Here is a 19,778-nt window from a genome sequence, read left to right as displayed (position 1 = left end):
GCGGTGCCGTTCACGGGAAGCGCGTTCCGGGCGTTTGGTGCGCGCCGCGCACGAACTCGGCGCCGGTGGCGATTCCGCCCTTGCCGGCCCGGCGCAATTCGGTGAGCCGCACTGCGCCTTCGCCGCACGCCACGGTTCCGGCCGCATCGAGCAAGGTGCCGGCCTCGCCTCGTCCTTCCGCGGGGGAAGCGCGCAGCACCTTCACTCGCTCCGGGCCCTTGCCGAGATCGGCCTCGAAGAAGGCGCCGGGGAAGGGCGAGAGACCGTTGATGTGGTTCGCCACATCACGCGCCGATTTCGACCAGTCGATGCGGGCCTCGTCATTGGTGATCTTGTGGGCATAGACCAAGCCGTCCCCGGCCTGGGCGACGAGACTGAGCGGCCCGTTCTCCAGCCGGCGAAGCGCCTCGCTCATCAGGGCGGCGCCGATCGGCATCAGCGTATCGTGGAGATCGCCCGCGCTCATGCCGGGGGTGATGGCGACCGACTCCTCCATGGCGACCGGCCCGGTATCGAGGCCCGCTTCCATGTGCATGATGCCGACGCCGCTGAACGCATCGCCCGCCATCACCGCGCGCTGGATCGGCGCCGCCCCGCGCCAACGCGGCAGCAGCGAGGCGTGGAGGTTCAGGCAGCCGTGACGCGGCACGTCGAGGATCGCCTGCGGCAGCAGCATCCCGTAGGCGACCACCACGGCGACGTCGCAGGCATGCGACCGGAATTCGGCGAGCGCGTCCGCCGTCTTCAAGGTCGCGGGCGTGAGCACCGGCACGCCGAGCCTGTCGGCCAGGGCGTGGACCGGAGACGGTCTCAGCGCCATGCCTCGCCCGGACCGTGCCGGCGCGCGAGTATAGACAGCGGCGACGTCGTGGCCGTCTTCCGCCAGTCGCGCCAGGGTCGCGACGGCGAAATCGGGCGTCCCCATGAAGACGAGCCTCATCGCACGGACCCTTCGTTGTCGGACGCGATCAGGCGTCCTCGCCGCGCTTGGCCGCCTTGACGAACTTCTTGATCACCCGGTCGCGCTTCAGCTTCGACAGGTGATCGATGAAGAGGACGCCGTCGAGATGATCGATCTCGTGCTGGATGCAGGTGGAGAGGAGGCCGTCCGCGTCGATCTCGCGGGTTTCCCCGGTGAGGTCGCGGAAGCGCACGCGCACCCGATCGGGGCGCTCGACCTCGCCGTAATATTCCGGGATCGACAGGCAGCCCTCGTCGTAGACGCGCTTCTCCTCCGAGGACCACACGATCTCCGGATCGAGGAAGACCTGCGGCTGCCGGTCGTTCTCGTCCTTCGACGTGTCGATCGTGACCACCCGCCTCGCCACGCCGACCTGAATCGCGGCCAGCCCGACGCCGGGGGCGTCGTACATGGTCTCCAGCATATCGGCGACGAGGGTGCGGACCTCTTCGTCGATCGTGCCGACGGGGGCCGACATCTGGCGCAGGCGCGCGTCCGGCAGGATGACGAGGGGGCGGATGGTCATGGCTCGGCCGGAGTGATCGATGAGAAAAGCCCGGCCTCCCGTTGATGGGAGCGGGCCGGGCAGACCCCGCAGATAAGGTTTGGCGGTGGGTCGGTCAAATGGCGCGGCCGTCCCGAAGCGCGAGGCTCAGAACGCGGTCCGGGCTCGGATGGCCGCCGAGAGCGTGCCCTCGTCGAGATAGTCGAGCTCACCGCCCACCGGCACGCCATGGGCGAGGCGGGTCACCTTGAGCCCATGATGGCTCAGGGATTCCGTCACGTAATGCGCGGTGGTCTGGCCATCGACGGTGGCGTTGAGCGCGAGGATGATCTCGCGCACCTCGCCGTTTCCGGCGCGCTCCACCAGGCTGGCGAGGTTGAGATGCTCCGGGCGCACCCCGTCCAGGGCCGAGAGCACGCCGCCGAGGACGTGGTAGCGTGCGGTCACCGCGCCCGACCGTTCGAGCGCCCAGAGATCGGAGACATCCTCCACCACCACCAGGATCGAGGGATCGCGCGCGGCGTCGCGGCAGATGGTGCAGGGGTCGCTGGTATCGACGTTGCCGCATTCCCGGCACACCACGATGCGCTCGGAGGCGACCTTCATCGCCTCCGCCAAGGGGGCCAGCAGCGCCTCCCGTTTCTTGATGAGATGCAGGGCCGCGCGCCGGGCCGAGCGCGGGCCGAGCCCCGGCATGCGGGCGAGGAGCTGGATCAGACGCTCGATTTCAGGGCCGGCAACGGCTTGGGCCATCGATGTTCCGTCGGGCGGCCATGGCCGCGTGTCTCGTGAGGTGTTCGCGTGTCGCGCTCTCTTAGCCCGGATTGGCCGCTTTCGCATGTGTTGCGACGCCGCTCCGAGCATCGTCCGAAGCGCGTTATCCGACGCTGACAAATCGCTCCGATCGTCGGTTCTTCGGACATTGGTCGAATTGACGCGGGTGCTTCGACGACTATTCAAGACAGATCGATAGAGTGGTGAACCTGCGCGCGGCGGGCCTGACCGACCGCGCGGACGCTCATTCGAAGCGGCCGGAGGACCCTCAGGACTTCTCGGCCGACGCAGACATTCGAGCGATCAGGCGCCCGAGGAGTGACGGACGTGACAGATATCGGCGAGTTCAACGCCAGCCATGGCGCCGACAAGATCGGCCTGCGCAACCTCAAGGTCGTTCACTGGAACCTCGAAGCGCCACGCCTCTACGAGGAATCCCTCGCCCGCGGCGAATCGCAGCTCGCTCATGGCGGCGCGCTGGTCGCGACCACGGGCACCCATACCGGCCGCTCGCCCAAGGACAAGTTCGTCGTCCGCGACGCCGGCACCGAGAGCGAGATCTGGTGGGAGAATAACGGCGCGATCACGCCGGACCAGTTCGAGACCCTGTATCAGGACTTCCTCAGCCATGCCGAGGGTCGTGAGCTCTTCGCCCAGGACCTGTATGGCGGCGCAGACCCGACACACCGCGTCCAGGCCCGCGTCTTCACGGAACTGGCTTGGCACTCGCTCTTCATCCGCAACCTGCTGATCCGTCCCGACCGCTCGGCCATCGCCGATTACGTGCCCGAACTGACGATCATCGATCTTCCGAGCTTCCAGGCCGAGCCGCACCGCCACGGCTGCCGCTCGAAGACCGTGATCGCCATCGACTTCACCCGCAAGATCGTCCTCATCGGCGGCAGCGCCTATGCCGGCGAGATGAAGAAGTCCGTCTTCACCTACCTGAACTTCGTGCTCCCCGGCGCCGGCGTGATGCCGATGCACTGCTCGGCCAACGCGGCGCTCGACGCCGAGGGCGACTCGGCCCTGTTCTTCGGCCTGTCGGGCACCGGCAAGACCACGCTCTCCAACGATTCCTCGCGCATGCTTCTCGGCGACGACGAGCATGGCTGGAGCAAGGACGGCATCTTCAACTTCGAAGGTGGCTGCTATGCCAAGACCATCCGCCTGTCGCGCAATGCCGAGCCGGAAATCTACGCTACCACCGAGCGCTTCGGCACGGTGATGGAGAACGTGGTGATCGACCCGCTCTCGCGCCGCCCCGATTTCGACGACGCGTCGCTCACCGAGAACACCCGCTGCGCCTACCCGCTCGACTTCATCGCCAATGCCAGCGCGACGGGGCGGGCCGCCCACCCGAAGAACATCGTCATGCTCACCTGCGACGCGTTCGGGGTGATGCCGCCGATCGCCAAGCTGACCGGCGCGGAAGCGATGTACCACTTCCTCTCCGGCTATACCGCCAAGGTGGCCGGGACCGAGCGCGGCCTGACCGCGCCGGAGGCGACATTCTCGACCTGCTTCGGCGCGCCGTTCATGCCGCGCCATCCGAGCGTCTACGGCAACCTGCTGCGCGACCTCATCGCTCATCACGACGTCGATTGCTGGCTGGTGAATACCGGCTGGACCGGCGGCGGCGTCGGCACCGGGCGGCGCATGCCGATCCGCGTCACGCGGCGCCTGCTCGGCGCGGCCCTCGACGGCTCGCTGTCGAAGACCGAGTTCCGCCGCGATCCGTATTTCGGCTTCGCGGTGCCGGCCTTCGTCCCCGGCGTCGAGCCGCACATCCTTCAGCCCGTGAAGACCTGGGGCAACAAAGCGGCCTTCGCCGAGACGGCGACGCGCCTCGTGTCGATGTTCCGCGAGAACTTCAAGCGCTTCGAGGCGCATGTCGACGCCGACGTCCGCGCTGCCGAGCCGGTGCAGGTGATCGCGGCCTGACAAGGGAACATCGTCCGATCCCGGGTCGAACCGGGATCGGACATCCGGGCGGCGTGTCGGCCCGGCAAAAGAGACCGATCAGAACAGCTTCATGCCGGGCGGGATCGGCAATCCCTTGGTGAGTTCGGCCATGCGTTCGGCCGCCACCTGCTCGGCCTTGCCGCGCGCGTCGTTGACCGCGGCCACGATGAGATCCTCCAGGATCTCGCGCTCGTCCGGCACCATCAGGCTCGCATCGAGGGTGACGCCCTTCACCAGCCCCTTGGCCGTCATCGTCACGGCGACCGCGCCACCGCCCGATGCGCCCTTCACCTCAACGGCGTCGAGTTCATCCTGCAGGCTCGCCATCTTCTCCTGCATGGCCTGGGCCTGCTTCATGATTCCCATGAGGTCGCGCATGGCTGAGCTTTCTTGGATGGGTGGAACGGAGGGTCTGTAAGAGCACCGTTCCGACAGGTAGGTTCTGTTCTCGGAGAATACGATGCCTCGTCATGAGGCTACGGCCTCCGCGAAGGGTTACGCATCGTCGTCCGGCTGACCGCCGCCGTCGAGGTCGGGTGCCGCGAGATCCGCGTCCGGCGGCAGTTCCACGATCGGGGCCTTGTCCCTCACGTCGATGATCTGCGCGCCGGGAAAGCGCGCGAGCACTTCCTTGACGAGGGGATGGGCAGCCGCGTTCTCGTGGCGCGATTCCAAGGCGAGGCGCGCCTTGTAGGCGAGGGTGGGTTCGCCCTCCTCCTTCGACAGGGCGACGATCCAACGTCGGCCGGTCCAGGCGTCGAGCGAGCGCGCGAGATCGTTGGGCAGGCTCTGACGGCCCCCTTCGGCGAGGCGGAACTCGATCCGCCCCTCCTCAAAGCGCACCAGATGTGCTTCGCGTTCCAGCGCCATCTTGAGGCCGATGTCCCGGCGCTCGTCGGCCAGCGCGACGATATCCTCGAACCGGGTCAGGCGGGGGCCGGCCGGTTGCGGAGGCGCATCCGGGGCGGGTGCCGGGACGAGGCTCGCCCGTGCGCCGCCGCTGGCCGCCAGGGTCAGCGCGGGCCGCGGCGGCGGCAGATCAACCGGCGGCGGCGAAGCCAGCGCGCTCGAAGCGGGCAAGGAAGAGGATGCGGGCGCCGCCGGGGAGGTCTGAGCCGTGGCGAGCGACTCCGTCTTCAGCTGCCGCAGGGCCTCGTCCGGCGTCGGCAGGTCGGCGGCGTAAGCGAGGCGGACCAGTGCCATCTCGGCGGCGGCCAGCGGTCTCGCGGCGGTCTGGACCTCGGGAATCGCCTTCAGCAAAATCTGCCACGCGCGCGACAGGACGCGGATGGAGAGCTTGGCGGCGAATGCGCCGCCGCGTCCGCGCTCGTCGGCGCTCAGGGTCGGGTCGGCGGCGGCCGCCTCGGGCACGAGCTTCAGCCGGGTGACGAGATGGGTGAAGCTCGCCAGATCCGACAGGACGATGGCGGGATCGGCTCCGGCCTCGTACTGGCCGCGGATTTCGGCGAAGGCGGTCGGCACGTCGCCGCGCATCACGGCTTCGAACAGGTCGACGATCCGGCCCCTGTCGGCGAGGCCGAGCATGTCGCGCACGCTCGCCGCGCTGACGAGACCGGCGCCGTGGGCGATGGCCTGGTCGAGCAGCGAGAGCGCGTCGCGCACCGAGCCTTCGGCGGCGCGGGTGATCGCCGCGAGCGCCTCCTGCTCGGCCTCGACCGTCTCGGCGGCGCAGATCTTCGCCAGATGCGCGACCATGGTATCGGCCTCGACCCGGCGAAGGTCGAAGCGCTGGCAGCGCGACAGGATCGTCACCGGCACCTTGCGGATCTCGGTGGTGGCGAAGACGAATTTCGCGTGCGGCGGCGGCTCTTCGAGCGTCTTCAGGAAGGCGTTGAACGCCTTCTCCGAGAGCATGTGCACTTCGTCGACGATGTAGACCTTGTAGCGGGCGGAGACCGGCGAATAGCGGATGCCGTCGATGATGCCGCGCACGTCGTCGATGCCGGTATGCGAGGCGGCGTCCATCTCCAGCACGTCCATGTGCCGGGATTCCATGATCGCCTGGCAGTGTCGCCCGAGTTCCGGCATGGCGATGGTGGGGCCGGTATCCGGCTGCCCCTCGCGCTGGTAGTTCAGGCCGCGTGCCAGGATGCGGGCGGTGGTCGTCTTGCCGACGCCGCGCACGCCGGTCAGCATCCAGGCCTGCGGGATGCGGTTGGCAGCGAACGCATTGGCCAGCGTGCGCACCATGGCGCCCTGGCCGATCAGATCATCGAAATTCTGGGGGCGATACTTGCGGGCCAGCACCCGATACGGGGTGGCAGCCGCGACCGGCTCGGGAAGGCCTGGAAGACCGGGAAAATCGCTCGGAGTTCCGGAGGTCGCGTCCATGCCGCCTTGCGTGGTTGGAACGGCCCCGGGGTCGGGGAATGCCGCCACGCGGACCTCAAAGGAAACGAAGGTGGGAGGCTGGACGAAGACCCGCTCGGTCTCGTTAGGGCTGCTTCCTTCCGGACCTGACCCGGTTGGCGAGTGAAACGTCCCTCGCCAACCTCCCGAGCGCTATATGGCCGGCGCCTTGTTGGAACGCAAGCGCCTGCATGAGCGAAGCGCTTATTCCGCTTCGCGGCTGGTGATCGCGTAGGTCTTCGGATCGAGCTCCAGATCGAACTGCTTGCCGTTGGCGTCGATGGCGTTATCCACGTCGATCTCGTGCTCCTCGACCTCGATCTTGCCCCACTTGGTGAAGCCTTCCTTCTTCAGGGTGGCCTCGATCTTGGTGAGTTCGTCGGGGGTCGGCGCCCGATCGGCGAAGGCGGTGCCGGTGAGGGCGAAACCGAGGGCGATGGCCGCGAGGCCGGCAGTCTTGAACGACATGAAGAACTCCTGGGTCGAAAATCCGACGGCAGGCGAACGGCGGAGCGTCGCCCGGGTTCCATGCCGCGTCCTCAACGTGCACGCTCTGGTTGTCACTGGCGTCGCCGCATCCTAACCTTGGCCGTGTTCTGAGAGGTCCGGACCCATGGTCACCCGCGTCGCTACCGTCGCCTTCGAGGGAATCGAGGCGCGTGCCGTCGACGTCCAGGTTCAGATCGCCCCCGGCGCAGTGGTCTTCATGGTGGTGGGGCTCGCCGACAAGGCCGTTGCGGAATCCCGCGAGCGCGTCCGCTCAGCCCTGATCGCATCGGGGCTGGCACTTCCGGCAAAGCGCATCACCGTCAATCTGGCGCCGGCGGACCTGCCGAAGGAAGGCTCGCATTACGATCTTCCCATCGCATTGGCGGTGATGGCCGCCATTGGCGCGATCCCGGCCGACGCGCTCGCCGGCTATTGCGTCCTCGGCGAGCTGGCCCTCGACGGCACGATCACAGCGGTGAACGGCGTCTTGCCGGCGGCCATGGCGGCGAATTCGCGGGGCCTCGGCCTGATCTGCCCGGCGGCCACGGGGCCGGAAGCGGCCTGGGCTGGGGGCGACATGGACGTGCTGGCCCCGCGCTCGCTGATCCAGCTCGCGAACCATTTCAAGGGCACGCAAGTCATGGCCCGGCCGGAGCCGGCCGTCGCCACGCCCACGGGGCGCCTGCCCGACCTTCGCGACATCAAGGGACAGGAAGGGGCCAAGCGGGCCTTGGAGATCGCGGCCGCCGGAGGCCACAATCTCCTGATGAACGGGCCGCCCGGTGCCGGCAAGTCGATGCTGGCGGCTCGGCTTCCGTCGATCCTGCCGCCGCTCGGACCGCGCGAACTGCTCGAAGTCTCGATGATCCAGTCGGTGGCCGGCGAACTCAAGGGCGGCGCTCTCTCGAACCGGCGGCCCTTCCGCCAGCCGCACCATTCGGCATCGATGGCGGCGCTCGTCGGCGGCGGCATCAATGCCCGCCCCGGCGAGGCCTCCCTGGCGCATGGCGGCGTGCTCTTCCTCGACGAGTTGCCGGAATTCACGCCCCAGGTGCTCGATTCCCTGCGCCAGCCCATGGAAACCGGCGAGGTCATGATCGCGCGCGCCAATCACCGCGTAACCTACCCGGCGCGGTTCCAGCTCATCGCCGCCATGAACCCCTGTCGGTGCGGCCAGGCCCTGGAGCCGGGCTATGCCTGCCGGCGCGGTCCCAACGAGCGCTGCGTCGCGCAATACGGTGCGCGGATTTCCGGGCCGCTCCTCGATCGGATCGACCTGCGAATCGAAGTCGGCGCCGTGACGGCGGCGGACCTGATCCTGCCGCCCCCCGCCGAAGGCTCGGCCGAGACGGCGGCGCGGGTCGCCGCAGCGCGGGCGCTGCAGACCGAGCGGTTCGCCGCGCACGGCCTCTCCGGCGTGGTCACCAACGCGACCTGTCCGGCACCGTTGATCGAGGAGATGGCGGCGCCGGACGCGGATGGCGCAGCGCTGATCCGGGATGCCGCCGAGACGATGCGCCTGTCGGCGCGAGGCTTCCACCGCGTCCTGCGAGTGGCGCGGACATTGGCGGATCTCGACGGGGAGGAGCGGGTGCGCCGCATCCATCTCGCCGAGGCCCTGTCCTATCGCGGTCGGGTCGAGCGGCCCGTAGCCGCCTGACCCCGACCATCGGGCTTTATCGGCCGTAGATATCCTCGACGCGGATGATGTCGTCCTCGCCGGTATAGGAGCCGACCTGAACCTCGATCAGTTCGAGGGCGATCTTGCCCGGGTTGGTGAGGCGGTGCATCGAGCCGATCGGCAGATAAACGGCCTCGTTCTCGTGGACGAGGACGACGCGATCATCCACCGTCACCTCAGCCGTGCCGCGCACCACGACCCAATGTTCGGCGCGGTGGAAATGCTTCTGCAGCGAGAGCCGGCCGCCCGGCGTCACCATGATGCGCTTCACCTGGAAGCGCTCGCCGATGTCGATCCGCTGATACCAGCCCCAGGGGCGGAACATCCGCCGATGCGCATCCGCTTCCGGATGGGCCTTCTCGCGAAGCTGGGTCACGAGCTCCTTGACCAGTCCGGCCTTGGCCTTCGAGGTGACGAGGACGGCGTCCGGGGTCGAGACCACGACGATGTCGTCCAGGCCCACCACGGCGGTGAGGTGCTCGCCCTCGCTATGGACGAGGCTGCCGCGCGTCTCCACCAACTCGACCCGGCCGCGCACGGCGTTGCCCTGTGCGTCGCGCGGAAGCACGTCCCAGACCGCATCCCAGGTTCCGACATCGGACCATGAGAACGAGACCGGCAGCACGCCGGCGCGGTCGGTCCGCTCCATCACCGCGTAGTCGATGGAGATCTTGGGCGCGGTCGCGAAGGCGGCGGCGTCGAGGCGAAGGAAGTCGAGATCGGTCGCCGCGCCGTCGAGAGCGGCGCGGGTCGCGGCCAGGATCTCGGGGACATAGGTTTCGAGCTCGGCCAGCATCACGTCGGCGCGGAACAGGAAGTAGCCGCTGTTCCACAGGGCGCCGTCCTCGATCAGACTCTCCGCTCCCTGCCGGTTGGGCTTCTCGACGAAACGGCCGACCTCATAGGCGCCGTCGACACCGTCGATCGGGGCGCCCTTGCGGATGTAGCCGTAGGCGGTGGAAGGCGTGCCCGGCTCGATGCCGAGGGTCATGATGCGACCGGCCTCGGCGCCGCGCGCCGCCGCACGGGCCGCGGCCACGAAGGCGTCGGTGTCGCCGATCACGTGGTCGGCGGCCAGGATCAGAACCACGGCCTCCGGGTCGCGGCGGGCGGCATGCAGCGCCGCAACGGCCACCGCGGCGGCGGAATCGCGCCGTTCGGGCTCGAGCACGATATCGGCCTCGATCTCGGCCTGGAGCAGCTGCTCGGCCACGATGAAGCGGGCATCGCTGCTGGTGATGACGGTCGGCCGCGAGAACGCCGATCCATCCGCGACCCGCCGGGCGGTGTCCTGGAAGGTCGAACTGTCGGGATTCACCAGCTGCGTGAACTGTTTCGGCATGCTCTCGCGCGAGGCGGGCCACAATCGCGTGCCTGACCCACCGCAGAGGATGACCGGATGGATGAGTCGAGAGAATCCTGAGGCCATCAACGTCTACTCACAATCTATGGTGCGGCGCAGCGCCCATGACATACGATTTCCGCGCGCTCGAACCAACCAAGTCCGAAATCGAAGTTGCGAACGCAGCGATACGGCAGGAGTTGCGCGGCCGGCAGGAGCTCGGGAGCGTCGCTCTCGGACCCCTCGGAGCGATGACTCCGCCTACTCGGCAGCCTCGCGCGCGCCGTATCCCAGCCGTCCGTTCAACTCCTCGATCAGCTTCACGGCAGCCTCAGCAATGACCGTGCCGGGCGGGAAAATCGCCGAGGCACCAGCGGCATAAAGCGCCGGGTAGTCGCCCGGAGGAATCACGCCGCCGATGACGATCATCACGTCGCCCCGGCCCTGCTCGGTCAGGGCCGCCTTCAATTCGGGCACCAGCGTCAGGTGGCCAGCGGCCAGCGACGACACGCCGACGATATGGACGTCGTTCTCCACAGCCTGACGCGCCGCCTCGGCGGGGGTGGCGAAGAGTGGCCCGATATCCACGTCGAAACCGAGATCGGCGAAGGCCGAGGCGATCACCTTCTGGCCACGGTCGTGCCCGTCCTGACCCATCTTTGCGACGAGGATGCGCGGGCGGCGCCCGTCATTCTCCTCGAAGGTCTCCACGAGATGACGAACCGTCTCGACCACCGGCGACATGCTACCCACCTCCCGCTTGTAGACGCCCGAGATCGAGCGGATCTCGGCACGATGTCGGCCCCAGGCCTTCTCCAGGGCGTCGGAAATCTCTCCGACCGTGGCCTTCGCCCGCGCCGCCTCGACGCCCAGCGCCAGGAGGTTGCCCTCTCCCTGAGCCGCTGCCGTGAGCGCGGCCAGGGCGGCATCGACATCGGCCTGGTTGCGCTCCGCGCGAAGCCGCTTCAGCTTGTCGATCTGGAGCATGCGGACATTGCCGTTGTCGACGCGCATCAACTCGATGGCGCGGTCGTCCTCGGGCTTGAACTTGTTGACGCCGACGATGGTCTGGCGGCCGGAATCGATGCGGGCCTGGGCGCGGGCCGCGGCCTCCTCGATGCGCAGCTTGGGGATGCCGGCCTCGATGGCCTTGGCCATGCCGCCGAGTTCCTCGACCTCGCGCAGGTGCTCCCAGGCGCGGGTGACGATGTCCTGGGTGAGCTTCTCGACATAGTAGGAGCCGCCCCACGGATCGACGATGCGCGTCGTGCCGCTCTCCTGCTGCAGGAAGAGCTGGGTGTTGCGGGCGATGCGGGCCGAGAAGTCAGTGGGCAGCGCCAGCGCCTCGTCGAGGGCGTTGGTGTGGAGCGATTGCGTGCCGCCTTGCGTCGCGGCCATCGCCTCGATGCAGGTGCGGGTCACGTTGTTGAACACATCCTGCGCGGTGAGCGACCAGCCCGAGGTCTGGCTGTGCGTGCGCAGGGGCAGGGACTTGTCGGTCTTCGGCTCGAACTCCTTCACGAGCTTGGCCCAGATCAGGCGCGCCGCCCGCATCTTGGCGATCTCCATGAAGAAGTTCGTCGAGATCGCCCAGAAGAACGACAGGCGCGGGGCGAACTTGTCGATGGTCAGCCCGGCAGCCAAGCCCGCCTTGATGTACTCGACGCCGTCGGCCAGCGTGTAGGCGAGTTCGAGGTCATTCGTCGCTCCGGCCTCCTGCATGTGATAGCCGGAGATCGAGATCGAGTTGAATTTCGGCATGTGCTGAGAGGTGTAGGCGAAGATGTCGCCGATGATCCGCATCGAACCCGCCGGCGGGTAGATGTAGGTGTTGCGGACCATGAACTCCTTCAGGATGTCGTTCTGGATCGTGCCGGCGAGCTTCTCCGGCGGCACGCCCTGCTCCTCGGCCGCCACGATGTAGAGCGCGAGGATCGGCAGCACCGCGCCGTTCATCGTCATCGACACGGTCATCTCGTCGAGCGGGATGCCGGAGAACAGCGTGCGCATGTCGTAGATCGAATCGATCGCGACGCCCGCCATGCCGACATCGCCCGAGACGCGCGGGTGATCCGAATCGTAGCCGCGATGGGTCGCGAGATCGAAGGCGACCGACAGGCCTTTCTGGCCCGCGGCGAGGTTGCGCCGGTAGAAGGCGTTCGAATCCTCGGCGGTGGAGAAGCCGGCATATTGCCGGATGGTCCAGGGCTGGGTCACGTACATGGTCGGGTAGGGGCCGCGCAAAAACGGCGCCACGCCCGGATAGGTGTTCAGAAACTCGATCCCCTCGCGATCCTCGGGACCGTAGACGCCCTTCACCGGAATGCCTTCCGGGGTCATCCAGGGTTCACCGATCGGCGGAACCGGCGCCGCGAAGGCATCTGCCGCGTAGGGGACGGTCGCGAAATCGGGGATACGGGACGTCATGTGATCGGACTCGTGCGGCGGCGTTTCGCGGCGCATTATAATGAAGCACCGGCCTCGGGCTATCCCTCTCAAATCCATTTTGAGAAACAGTGACGCCACCGGACCGGACGCTCCCGGTTCACCGAGCGGAAAATCCGGTCACGGCCGCCGATAGCGCGGTGCCGCGCCGGTGCGGCTTTCGAGCCATCCGAGGCGCTCGGCGATCAGCTCGCGCAGCCTGTCGCGTCGCGTCGAGGCACTCCAGCACGAGTCCGGGCAACTCGGCGCCTCGCCCTCCATGGCGCCCACGACGGCGAGGACGAGGAGAACGAGCGCGAGGAAGAGACCGACCACGACGGGCCAGGCGAAACAGAGCCCGACGAGCAGGGCGAGCCCGCCCTTGAGCACGAGGGAGCCGGCGAGCTTCAGCTTCACCAGCGCGGCGAAACTGGCGCCACCACCGAGCGCCCCACGGACACCGCGCATGGCGACGGCGCGGACGCGGCGGCGCTCGAGGAGAACCTGAAGCCGGGCGAGGTCCCGCCGCACGCGCCGCGTCTCGGGATCGGTCTCTTCGGGCAATGCGTGGTTCGTCAAACGGTCTGTCCCTCGCGCGATCGGTAAGGCCGAGCTTCGATGTGGGCCTCGCCTCCATTCGGGTAAAGGGAGGCCGCACCAGCTTCGGGACAGCCATCGTGACAGAGAATTCGACCGACAGCGCGGCCCGCCTCTGGCCGCCCATCGCCCGCTTCATCGCCATCGAGGCGCGGGTCGGCGCCTGGGCACTGGCACGCGGGTCGATGGTGGTCGGAGCCTACGAGTTCCTGCGCTTCGGCATCAAGCAGGGATGGGCCTGCCTGTTCGGCGGATTGCTCTGCGCCCTGCTGATCGGCAGCTACCTGTTCTATCCCGCCCAAGCCACGCTGAGCCGATACGACGTCCTCACCCTGTCGGCCGTCATGATCCAGCTGGGGCTTCTCGCCTTGCGGATGGAGACCTTCGAGGAAGCGAAGGTCATCGCGCTCTTCCACGTCGTCGGCACGGCGATGGAGGTGTTCAAGACCGGTGTCGGATCATGGATCTACCCGGAGGCGAGCCTGCTCCGCATCGCCGGCGTGCCGCTCTTCACCGGCTTCATGTATGCGAGCATCGGCTCCTACATCGCGCGGGTCTGGCGCCTGTTCGAGTTCCGCTTCACGAACCATCCGGGCTTCGGCGCCACCGTGCCGCTGGCGGCGGCGATCTACCTGAACTTCTTCGCCCATCATTACATCGTCGACATTCGCCTCGGGCTGTTCGCGGCGACGGCTCTGCTGTTCGGGCGGACCTGGGTGCATTTCAAGGTCTGGCATGTCCATCGCCGGATGCCGCTTCTGCTCGGCTTTCTCCTGGTCGCGCTGTTCATCTGGTTCGCGGAGAATATCGGCACGTTCACGCGCGTCTGGCTCTATCCCAACCAGGCATCGGGCTGGTCGATGGTGTCGTGGCAGAAGCTCGGCTCGTGGTACCTGCTGATGATCATTTCCTATGTGCTCGTCAGCCTCGTGAACCGACCGGAGCTGTATGTGCAGGGGCGAGGGCAAGGCCCGGTCGAGCGCGCCGATTTCTCATAAAAACTGTCGGCTTCGTTCAAGGTTCGGCAAGGCCGAGCCTTTACCGCTGACGAGAGCTGGAAAAAACCGGATATCGGGAGACCGAACCCATGAGCGATTCCATCGCCGGCCTCGCGCAGTCGATCGTATCGAGCCAGAATGCGGCGACGCGTCAGACCATGCAGGGGATCTTCATCCGCAAACAGGCCGATGGCGATCAGGCCATCGCGCAGTTGCTGCAGCAGACCGCGGAGACGCAGAAGGCGGTGCTCCCGGACGGGCAGGGGGTCGTGGTCGACCGGCAGGCCTGATCTCGGGTTGTGCGAGGCGTCGGCCGGCGCCGAGTGCGGCGATCACGGTTCATCGACGCGCGGTTCGCCGAATGAGCGACGCCGCAGGAAACATCTGTTCCGGCGCAGATCGTCGTCGTCGAGGCTGCGCGGCGCGGGTCGGGTCCGCGCCGGCGGCTAGGTCGGTCGGGCTATTGCCGAGACGACCGGGATCACAATGGTCCGGGCTGAGCGGAGCTCAGTTGAGGTAGGTGCGGATCCAGTTCGGGGACAGGATTTCGCCTTCCTCGGTGATGATCCAGGGCTGCTTGGCCGGATCGGTCAGGGCGCCGGCCGCGGCTTCGATCGCCTCGCGTAGGGTGTCGTAGCGCGCGGGCTGTGCCAGCGGGGACGGGATCGGAGTGGTCCGCCAGATCGTCAGATCGGCGGGACGTTCGAGAGCTTCGGTTTCCATGTCGGTCTTTTCCTTGAACCTGAGAGGGTCGCTCCCCGCGGGTCTGTGCGGCTGACCGAGCATTCGGTCCAACCAGCGCGGGACGTGTTTCCGTGAGAATGGAAGCATCTCTAGGGCAGCTTTGCGATCAATTTGGGCGCGTCCATGAAGAGTATGGCCGTCCCGATCCTTTATCCCTCGCCCTAAGCATCATGTTTTGGACACAAAGCTTACGGCGGCTGCCCTGGGAAGCCCTCTTTTTCGGATGAAGAGTGATAATTGCCAGTGCTGTTCTAGTCTCTAGCTCGAACCTCGAGGCGAAACGGTGTGCCGGCGCACCCGGATCGTGCCGCCTGTGAAACCAGTTGAACGGAGATGCGTGACCGACCAGTTAATGCGACGGACGCAAGCCTGCGATTATCCAAAGCTTTGAAGGGGATGTGACATGCCGGATCGCTTCGCTCGTTTGGCGATCACGGTGGCCCTCGTGCTCATGGCGCTCTATGTCGGGCAGCCCTACGTCACCGCCCTGCTGTTCTCGGTGGAGACCCCGAGGGCGATCACGGCGCGGGGTGACCTGGCCCCGGCCGAGACCTCCACCGCCGCCCTGTTCGAGCGCGCGAGCCCGTCCGTCGTCCATGTGTTCGCACAGGCCGCAGCCCAGGGACGCGCCCTGATGAGCCCGGATTCCGAAGAGAACGAGGGCGGCAGCGGAGCGCAGACCGGCACCGGCTTCGTCTGGGACGGCGCCGGGCATGTGGTGACCAACAACCATGTCGTCTCGGCGGCGGCCCAGCGCGGCGGCTCGGTCTCGGTCCGCCTCTCCTCCGGCGAGGTCCGACCGGCGACGATCGTCGGGACCGCGCCGAGCTACGACCTCGCCGTCCTCCGTCTCGGCGGTACGGGGACGGTTCCGCCGCCGCTGGCCATCGGCACTTCGGCGGATCTGAAGGTCGGTCAATCGGCCTTCGCCATCGGCAACCCGTTCGGCCTCGACCATACCTTGACCACCGGCGTCGTCAGCGCGCTCCGCCGCCGCCTGCCCACGGGGGAGGGGAGGGAACTCTCGGGCGTCATCCAGACCGATGCCGCGATCAACCCCGGCAATTCCGGCGGACCGCTGCTCGATTCCGCCGGCCGGCTCATCGGCGTGAACACCGCGATCTATTCGCCCTCGGGGGCCAGCGCCGGCATCGGCTTCGCCATTCCGGCCGATGTCGTGAACCGGGTCGTGCCCGAGCTCATCCGCAACGGGCGCACCCGCAATCCCGGCATCGGCATCATCGCCGGGCAGGAGGCCACCGCCGCGCGTCTTGGCATCGACGGCGTCGTGGTCCTGCGCGTCCTGCGTGGATCGCCCGCCGCCGAGGCCGGCCTGCGCGGCGTCGATGTTCAGTCCGGAACGATCGGCGATGTCATCGTCGGTGCGGGCGGGGAACCGGTGCACCGGCTCGCCGACCTCACCGCCGCGATGGAAACCGCCGGCATCGGCAAGACCATCGATCTTTCGGTCGAGCGGGATGGACGCATCCGCAAGGTCAGGGTCACCACGGCGGACGTGGCGGAGACGCGGCAATAGCGCTGTCGATATGCGGGCTTTCGCATCGGCTCCCCCCGGTGCAGTAGGGGGCGACGCACGACGACGAATAAGCAAGAAAACAGCGAGACAACGGAAAGACGACGATGCCGCGCCTGTCCCGATCCCTCGTCCTCGCCGTCATGGTCCTCGGCACGCTGCCGGTACGGGCGGCCGACACGACGCGCCGCCTTTGCCCGGAAGACGCGCCCGAGGGCGTGCGCCTGCCGGCGAGCAAGGCGTGTCCGGGCGCCAAGCCCGATCTTGGGCGGTCCGAGGACGGGTTCCACTGGATCGGCGACGTCAAGGTTCGGGTCGGCGGGCGGGTCACGCTCGATCACGACATGCGCCGATGACGGTCCTCGCCGCCCTCGTGGCCCTCTTCGTCCTGTGGTGGTTCGCCAAGGACGCCAAGCCCCATCTCGTCCGGCGTCTGCGGCGGTCGATCTCGCCTCGCGTGATGAGACGGGGCGGTGGCTATGTCCTGATCGCCCTGGCCGCCATCGCGGCCGTCCGTGGACGGATCGAGCTCGCGATCCTGTTCGGAGGCGTCGCCTTCTGGTTCCTCGACGGTGTGGACAGTCTCGTCGCCCGTGCCCGCGGCCTGTTGCGGCCAGGCCCGGCCTCGCGGCCCGCCATCCTCGTGTTCGAGGTTCTCCCCGACGGCCGTACCGCCGACGGCATCGTGCAGATCGGCCCCTATGCCGGACGGCGCCTGTCGGAGCTGCCGCAAGCGGCGCTGATCCAGATCCTCGCGGTCTGCCGCAAGGTCGACCGCATCGCCGCGCGCCGGCTAGAGGCGTATCTCGACGGCCGCTCGGCCGCCGGGCGTGTAGACGCTGAGAGCGATGCCGACGCGCGGGCGCGCCGCCCGCCGGATCCAGGGTCGATGACGCAGGAGGAGGCCCACCAGATCCTGGGGCTTCAGAGCGGGGCGACCCTGCAGCAGATCCGCACGGCTCATCGCACGCTGATGAAACGGTGGCATCCCGACCAGGGTGGAACGGTCGAGGGGGCTTCGCGCATCAACGCGGCCCGAGACAGGCTTGTGAACCGACATCGCTGATACTCCACGCGCGTTGCCAGAAAAATACTCGTTCGAACCCTGCCGGCGGACGGCCGACACGGTGGTGCGAGGGCGCGAACGGCGCCATCGTCGATGTCAGGATCGTCCCATCGACCCCGAAAGCGGGGTTGGTCGATGGCTCAGCTTCGCGTTGCGAAGCAGTTGAAGCCGCTGCGCTTCAGCGTGGAGCAGGCGTCCTGGGCCGCTTCCTGCTCGGCGAAGCCGGAGAATCTGGCGCGATAGAGCGTGGCGCCGCCATGCTCGACCTTGACGGTATAGGGCGAGGCTTTCGACAGAGCGCTTCCGCCGCGGCTGCGCGCATCGGACAGCATCGATTTCGCCTTGTCCTCGTCATCCATGGCGCCGAGCTGGATCACCCAGGCGGTGGGCGTCACGCGGCTCGCGGGCGAGGCCTTGGCGGCCGGTTCGGTGCGGGCACCGTCGACGGAGGCGAGGCGCGCATCGGACTTGCCGCTGGCGGACATCTTGGCGCCGGGGAAGGCGGCCGGTGCGCCGCTGGCGGCATAGGCCTGGGCCGAGGCCGGCAGAGCGCCGGTCCGCCATTTGGCGCCGGCACTGCCCGGAGTCGTGGTCTGGCGCGGAGAGATGTCGAGGGGCTGGGTCGAGGCGGTGGTCTCCACCTCGACATCCTCCTCGTCGGCGGAGGCGACCTGAGTGCGCGTCCGCGAGACGGCATCGGCGACGACGGCCGGACGGCCGCGCTCGGCGACTTCCGTCACCGCCGGCGACTGGCGGTTGCCGGCATAGGCGCGCGGCAGGCTCGACCGGACGAGGTCGGCCATGATGCGGTCGCGGCTGGCGCCCGACTTTCCGCCGAGCACGATCGCCACGATCTGGCGATCGTCAGACTTGGCGGCGGTCATCAGGTTGAAGCCCGAATCGCGGGTGTAGCCGGTCTTGATCCCGTCGACGCCCTCGACATTGCCGAGGAGGCGGTTGTGGTTGCCGATGACCCGGCCGCGGAAGGCGAAGGAGCGGGTCTGGAAATACTTGTAGTAGCGCGGGAAACGGTCCTGGATCGCCCGGGCGAGGATCGTCAGGTCTCGGGCGGTGGTGATCTGGTCCGCGTCGGGCAGGCCCGATGCGTTGGCGTAATGCGTCCGCGTCATTCCGAGCGCCTGCGCCTTGCGGGTCATCATCTCGGCGAATTTCGGCTCCGAACCGGCGATGTTCTCGCCGATGGCACAGGCGACGTCGTTGGCGGATTTCGTCACGATCGCCTTGATCGCGTCCTCGACCTCGATGGTCGAGCCGGGGCGGAGACCGAGCTTCGACGGGGCCTGGGCCGCGGCGAAGGCGGAGATGGTCAGCGGCGAATCGAGGCTGAAGCGACCGCGCTCGAGCTGCTCGAACAGCATGTAGAGCGTCATCACCTTCGTAATCGAGGCGGGATGGCGCAGGGAATCCTCATTGACCGCGTGCAGGGTGCGTCCGGTCTTCACGTCGATCACCATGGCCGCGTAGGGCGGGTTGTAGCCGCCGCCGCTGCTGCGATGATGGTGTCCCCGCCGCGCATCGGCCGGGGACGCGATCGCCGAGAGGACGGCCGCCGCAGCAAGCAGGGCCGGCAGCCCATGGGTCGTCCGGAAGCGACTCGGAACGCTACGCATCACGACTGATTGCCCTCGACGACCGACCATGGGCCGGCTTGCACTGCATCATCACTGCGAGGAGGCGAACGCGCCGCCGTGACCTCGCAACATCTGTCAATCAGGCTAGGTCGACGCGGTTACGGCCCGGTTAATGCCTCGGCATCAATTTGACCGTCCATGCTGCGATGCAACATGAGCTTGACCTTCCATGTTGCATCGCACATAAGAGTGGCATTGGTCGAGCCCGCGGGTCGGGGGGGCGGCCTTCACGAAATCCGGCCCCAGAGGAATACCCGCAAGGGTATCTCGCATCCCATGAGCATCCAGCCTTTCGACAAGATCCCCGGTTTCGACAAAGCCGGCATCGACTCGATGATGAAGAGCGTGTCGCTCGTCGCCAAGACGAACCAGACCGCCGGAACCGAGATGGCGGATTTCGCCAAGCAGTCCTTCGAGCATGGCACCGCGACCATGAAGAAGCTGGCCGAGGCGAAGACCCCGCAGAACGCCATGGAAATCCAGGCCGAGTTCATGAAGGCCTCCTACGAGCGTCTGGTCGCCCAGGCCAAGCTCGTCGGCACGCTCTACAGCGAGCTCGCCAAGGAGATGGCCAAGCCGCTCGAAGAGATGACCAAAGCGAAGTTCCCCACCGTCGGCTGAGGGCCGGGCCGGCATAGGAGCCGGCGCGATCTGGAGGCCAAGTCTCCACTGACCA

The 19,778-nt window shown here is 67.7% G+C and carries 19 protein-coding genes and 1 other RNA gene; 8 read left to right on the top strand and 12 right to left on the bottom strand.

Annotation, left to right across the window (positions count from 1 at the left end):
- Positions 1-10: 10 nt before the first annotated feature.
- The 3 genes from fmt to recR all read right to left on the bottom strand — a co-directional run bounded on the left by fmt (position 11) and on the right by recR (position 2,219).
- Positions 11-940 (bottom strand): methionyl-tRNA formyltransferase, encoded by a 930-nt coding sequence (gene fmt / locus A3OK_RS0112135; protein WP_019905143.1) that lies wholly within the window; start codon positions 938-940, stop codon positions 11-13.
- A 28-nt stretch (positions 941-968) separates the two neighbouring features.
- Positions 969-1,487, bottom strand: coding sequence for a peptide deformylase (locus A3OK_RS0112130; protein ID WP_019905142.1), 519 nt, complete (start codon positions 1,485-1,487; stop codon positions 969-971).
- Positions 1,488-1,613: 126 nt separating this feature from the next.
- Entirely contained in the window at positions 1,614-2,219 is a 606-nt protein-coding gene (recR, locus tag A3OK_RS0112125; RefSeq protein ID WP_019905141.1) for a recombination mediator RecR, read from the bottom strand.
- Positions 2,220-2,567: 348 nt separating this feature from the next.
- Here recR and A3OK_RS0112120 point away from each other — a divergent pair, with 348 nt between their 5' ends.
- Positions 2,568-4,184 carry a phosphoenolpyruvate carboxykinase gene (locus A3OK_RS0112120; protein WP_026597197.1) on the top strand — a complete coding sequence of 539 codons (1,617 nt, stop codon included), beginning with the start codon at positions 2,568-2,570 and terminating at the stop codon, positions 4,182-4,184.
- Positions 4,185-4,262: 78 nt separating this feature from the next.
- On the opposite strand, the gene A3OK_RS0112115 is transcribed toward A3OK_RS0112120, so the two are convergent.
- From A3OK_RS0112115 to A3OK_RS0112105, 4 genes are all read right to left on the bottom strand, one after another.
- A complete protein-coding gene (locus A3OK_RS0112115; protein ID WP_019905139.1) occupies positions 4,263-4,583 on the bottom strand; it encodes a YbaB/EbfC family nucleoid-associated protein in 321 nt (106 codons plus the stop codon).
- A gap of 117 nt (positions 4,584-4,700) precedes the next feature.
- The gene (locus A3OK_RS0112110; protein ID WP_019905138.1) at positions 4,701-6,557 is read right to left on the bottom strand and encodes a DNA polymerase III subunit gamma/tau; all 1,857 of its coding nucleotides are present in this window, start codon (positions 6,555-6,557) and stop codon (positions 4,701-4,703) included.
- Positions 6,558-6,626: 69 nt separating this feature from the next.
- Positions 6,627-6,723, bottom strand: an RNA gene (gene ffs / locus A3OK_RS23600) — signal recognition particle sRNA small type.
- Positions 6,724-6,779: 56 nt separating this feature from the next.
- Positions 6,780-7,043 carry a PepSY domain-containing protein gene (locus A3OK_RS0112105; protein ID WP_019905137.1) on the bottom strand — a complete coding sequence of 88 codons (264 nt, stop codon included), beginning with the start codon at positions 7,041-7,043 and terminating at the stop codon, positions 6,780-6,782.
- 145 nt (positions 7,044-7,188) lie between these two features.
- On the opposite strand from A3OK_RS0112105, the gene A3OK_RS0112100 reads away from it, so the two are divergent.
- Complete coding sequence (locus A3OK_RS0112100; RefSeq protein WP_019905136.1) at positions 7,189-8,724, top strand: YifB family Mg chelatase-like AAA ATPase; 1,536 nt, start codon at positions 7,189-7,191, stop codon at positions 8,722-8,724.
- Positions 8,725-8,740: 16 nt separating this feature from the next.
- Here A3OK_RS0112100 and A3OK_RS0112095 read toward each other — a convergent pair whose 3' ends face one another.
- From A3OK_RS0112095 to A3OK_RS0112085, 3 genes are all read right to left on the bottom strand, one after another.
- Positions 8,741-10,174: a mannose-1-phosphate guanylyltransferase/mannose-6-phosphate isomerase gene (locus tag A3OK_RS0112095; protein WP_026597196.1), complete on the bottom strand. Its 1,434-nt coding sequence runs from the start codon at positions 10,172-10,174 to the stop codon at positions 8,741-8,743.
- Positions 10,175-10,348: 174 nt separating this feature from the next.
- Positions 10,349-12,514: a methylmalonyl-CoA mutase gene (gene scpA, locus A3OK_RS0112090; protein WP_026597195.1), complete on the bottom strand. Its 2,166-nt coding sequence runs from the start codon at positions 12,512-12,514 to the stop codon at positions 10,349-10,351.
- A gap of 138 nt (positions 12,515-12,652) precedes the next feature.
- Positions 12,653-13,090 (bottom strand): hypothetical protein, encoded by a 438-nt coding sequence (locus A3OK_RS0112085; RefSeq protein ID WP_026597194.1) that lies wholly within the window; start codon positions 13,088-13,090, stop codon positions 12,653-12,655.
- A 41-nt stretch (positions 13,091-13,131) separates the two neighbouring features.
- On the opposite strand from A3OK_RS0112085, the gene A3OK_RS0112080 reads away from it, so the two are divergent.
- Positions 13,132-14,106 (top strand): DUF817 domain-containing protein, encoded by a 975-nt coding sequence (locus tag A3OK_RS0112080; RefSeq protein ID WP_019905132.1) that lies wholly within the window; start codon positions 13,132-13,134, stop codon positions 14,104-14,106.
- A gap of 89 nt (positions 14,107-14,195) precedes the next feature.
- Entirely contained in the window at positions 14,196-14,396 is a 201-nt protein-coding gene (locus tag A3OK_RS0112075) for a hypothetical protein (protein ID WP_019905131.1), read from the top strand.
- 217 nt (positions 14,397-14,613) lie between these two features.
- Here A3OK_RS0112075 and A3OK_RS0112070 read toward each other — a convergent pair whose 3' ends face one another.
- Complete coding sequence (locus A3OK_RS0112070) at positions 14,614-14,829, bottom strand: hypothetical protein (RefSeq protein ID WP_019905130.1); 216 nt, start codon at positions 14,827-14,829, stop codon at positions 14,614-14,616.
- Positions 14,830-15,253: 424 nt separating this feature from the next.
- On the opposite strand from A3OK_RS0112070, the gene A3OK_RS0112065 reads away from it, so the two are divergent.
- The 3 genes from A3OK_RS0112065 to A3OK_RS0112055 all read left to right on the top strand — a co-directional run bounded on the left by A3OK_RS0112065 (position 15,254) and on the right by A3OK_RS0112055 (position 17,450).
- Positions 15,254-16,387, top strand: a complete 1,134-nt coding sequence (locus tag A3OK_RS0112065) for a trypsin-like peptidase domain-containing protein (RefSeq protein ID WP_019905129.1) — start codon at positions 15,254-15,256, stop codon at positions 16,385-16,387.
- A 104-nt stretch (positions 16,388-16,491) separates the two neighbouring features.
- Positions 16,492-16,740: a hypothetical protein gene (locus tag A3OK_RS0112060; RefSeq protein WP_019905128.1), complete on the top strand. Its 249-nt coding sequence runs from the start codon at positions 16,492-16,494 to the stop codon at positions 16,738-16,740.
- A complete protein-coding gene (locus tag A3OK_RS0112055; RefSeq protein ID WP_019905127.1) occupies positions 16,737-17,450 on the top strand; it encodes a DnaJ domain-containing protein in 714 nt (237 codons plus the stop codon). The genes A3OK_RS0112060 and A3OK_RS0112055 overlap by 4 nt, the downstream gene beginning before the upstream one ends.
- Positions 17,451-17,590: 140 nt before the next feature.
- Here A3OK_RS0112055 and A3OK_RS0112050 read toward each other — a convergent pair whose 3' ends face one another.
- Positions 17,591-19,081 carry a D-alanyl-D-alanine carboxypeptidase gene (locus A3OK_RS0112050; RefSeq protein WP_019905126.1) on the bottom strand — a complete coding sequence of 497 codons (1,491 nt, stop codon included), beginning with the start codon at positions 19,079-19,081 and terminating at the stop codon, positions 17,591-17,593.
- Between the two features lie 297 nt (positions 19,082-19,378).
- Here A3OK_RS0112050 and A3OK_RS0112045 point away from each other — a divergent pair, with 297 nt between their 5' ends.
- A complete protein-coding gene (locus A3OK_RS0112045; protein WP_019905125.1) occupies positions 19,379-19,723 on the top strand; it encodes a phasin family protein in 345 nt (114 codons plus the stop codon).
- Positions 19,724-19,778 lie beyond the last annotated feature (55 nt).

It is taken from the genome of Methylobacterium sp. 77 (assembly GCF_000372825.1).
In the GTDB taxonomy this organism is placed as follows: domain Bacteria; phylum Pseudomonadota; class Alphaproteobacteria; order Rhizobiales; family Beijerinckiaceae; genus Methylobacterium.
Note: the sequence above shows the minus strand (reverse complement) of the source record. Positions and strands in the feature narration are given on the sequence as shown.

Bases quoted from the DNA above. Each gene is read 5' to 3' on its own strand.
- A3OK_RS0112115 (WP_019905139.1), bottom strand. From the start codon at position 4,583: ATGCGCGACCTCATGGGAATCATGAAGCAGGCCCAGGCCATGCAGGAG.
- A3OK_RS0112065 (WP_019905129.1), top strand. From the start codon at position 15,254: ATGCCGGATCGCTTCGCTCGTTTGGCGATCACGGTGGCCCTCGTGCTC.
- A3OK_RS0112130 (WP_019905142.1), bottom strand. From the start codon at position 1,487: ATGACCATCCGCCCCCTCGTCATCCTGCCGGACGCGCGCCTGCGCCAG.
- recR (WP_019905141.1), bottom strand. From the start codon at position 2,219: ATGGCCCAAGCCGTTGCCGGCCCTGAAATCGAGCGTCTGATCCAGCTC.
- A3OK_RS0112055 (WP_019905127.1), top strand. From the start codon at position 16,737: ATGACGGTCCTCGCCGCCCTCGTGGCCCTCTTCGTCCTGTGGTGGTTC.
- A3OK_RS0112045 (WP_019905125.1), top strand. From the start codon at position 19,379: ATGAGCATCCAGCCTTTCGACAAGATCCCCGGTTTCGACAAAGCCGGC.
- A3OK_RS0112060 (WP_019905128.1), top strand. From the start codon at position 16,492: ATGCCGCGCCTGTCCCGATCCCTCGTCCTCGCCGTCATGGTCCTCGGC.
- A3OK_RS0112050 (WP_019905126.1), bottom strand. From the start codon at position 19,081: ATGCGTAGCGTTCCGAGTCGCTTCCGGACGACCCATGGGCTGCCGGCC.
- A3OK_RS0112110 (WP_019905138.1), bottom strand. From the start codon at position 6,557: ATGGACGCGACCTCCGGAACTCCGAGCGATTTTCCCGGTCTTCCAGGC.
- A3OK_RS0112070 (WP_019905130.1), bottom strand. From the start codon at position 14,829: ATGGAAACCGAAGCTCTCGAACGTCCCGCCGATCTGACGATCTGGCGG.
- A3OK_RS0112075 (WP_019905131.1), top strand. From the start codon at position 14,196: ATGAGCGATTCCATCGCCGGCCTCGCGCAGTCGATCGTATCGAGCCAG.
- A3OK_RS0112100 (WP_019905136.1), top strand. From the start codon at position 7,189: ATGGTCACCCGCGTCGCTACCGTCGCCTTCGAGGGAATCGAGGCGCGT.
- A3OK_RS0112095 (WP_026597196.1), bottom strand. From the start codon at position 10,174: ATGGCCTCAGGATTCTCTCGACTCATCCATCCGGTCATCCTCTGCGGT.
- A3OK_RS0112105 (WP_019905137.1), bottom strand. From the start codon at position 7,043: ATGTCGTTCAAGACTGCCGGCCTCGCGGCCATCGCCCTCGGTTTCGCC.
- scpA (WP_026597195.1), bottom strand. From the start codon at position 12,514: ATGACGTCCCGTATCCCCGATTTCGCGACCGTCCCCTACGCGGCAGAT.
- fmt (WP_019905143.1), bottom strand. From the start codon at position 940: ATGAGGCTCGTCTTCATGGGGACGCCCGATTTCGCCGTCGCGACCCTG.